Source organism: Oleiphilus sp. HI0043, assembly GCF_001634935.1.
Genome location: NZ_LWEY01000089.1, coordinates 1 through 1,157, shown reverse-complemented (window position 1 = coordinate 1,157; position 1,157 = coordinate 1). Strand labels below are relative to the sequence as shown.

Below are 1,157 nucleotides of genomic sequence, written 5' to 3'. Positions count from 1 at the left end.
ATCGGGACACCTTGGGCTTTAACGAAGCGCTACGTTCAGCGCTTCGTGAAGACCCCGATATTATTCTGGTTGGTGAGCTTCGTGACCTTGAAACCATCCGTTTGGCACTGACCGCAGCAGAAACGGGTCACTTGGTATTTGGCACCTTGCACACCACCTCAGCAGCTAAAACGATTGACCGTGTCGTCGACGTATTCCCTGCAGAAGAAAAAGCGATGGTTCGATCAATGCTTTCCGAGTCTTTACAGGCTGTTATTTCTCAGACCTTGTTGAAAAAGACCAATGGTGGCCGAGTTGCTGCACATGAAATTATGATCGGCTCCCCTGCAATTCGTAACCTGATTCGTGAGGATAAGGTCGCCCAGATGTACAGTGCGATCCAAACGGGCGCTTCAATCGGTATGCAAACACTCGACCAGTGCTTGCAGAACCTACTAAGCAAGGGCTTTATCACTCGTGATACAGCAAGAGAAAAAGCCAAGATCCCTGAGAATTTCTAACTTAGGCCGCGTTATGAACAAAGATAAAATGATTCAGGATATGTAACATGGATTTTGAAAAACTCTTAAAAGTCATGGTCGAAAAAGGTGGCTCTGACTTATTTATTACTGTTGGTGTCGCACCGAGCATCAAAATCCACGGCAAGCTCGTCCCTGTTACCAAGCACGCACTCACGCCCGAGCAATGTCGTGAGATTGTATTTGATGTCATGTCAGAGAAACAACGTGACGAGTTCACTGAGAAAAGCGAATGTAACTTTGCTATCAGTGCCCGTGGCATTGGCCGCTTTCGTGTAAGTGCCTTCATGCAAAGAAACTTGTGCGGTATGGTGCTGCGTCGAATCGAAACTAACATTCCACGCATTGAAGATTTGGGTCTACCTACAACCATCAATCAGTTAGCAATGACAAAACGTGGCCTGATTATTTTTGTCGGTGCAACGGGCACGGGTAAGTCAACTTCTCTCGCAGCAATGATCGGGCACCGAAATAGAAATAGTAAAGGTCATATTATTTCTATCGAAGACCCTATTGAATATATCCATCAACACCAGAACTGTATTGTCACCCAGCGTGAAGTCGGTATTGACACAGAAACCTTTGAAATTGCCCTTAAGAACACCTTGAGGCAGGCACCAGACGTTATCATGATTGGTG

2 protein-coding genes are annotated in these 1,157 nt (G+C 46.1%); both read left to right on the top strand.

The features are described from left to right. On the top strand, nucleotides 1–500 hold a 500-nt coding region (locus tag A3729_RS01780; RefSeq protein WP_197475481.1), incomplete at its 5' end, for a type IV pilus twitching motility protein PilT. 47 nt (nucleotides 501–547) lie between these two features. After that, a partial coding sequence (locus tag A3729_RS01775) for an ATPase, T2SS/T4P/T4SS family (protein ID WP_197475480.1) occupies nucleotides 548–1,157 on the top strand: 610 nt, incomplete at its 3' end.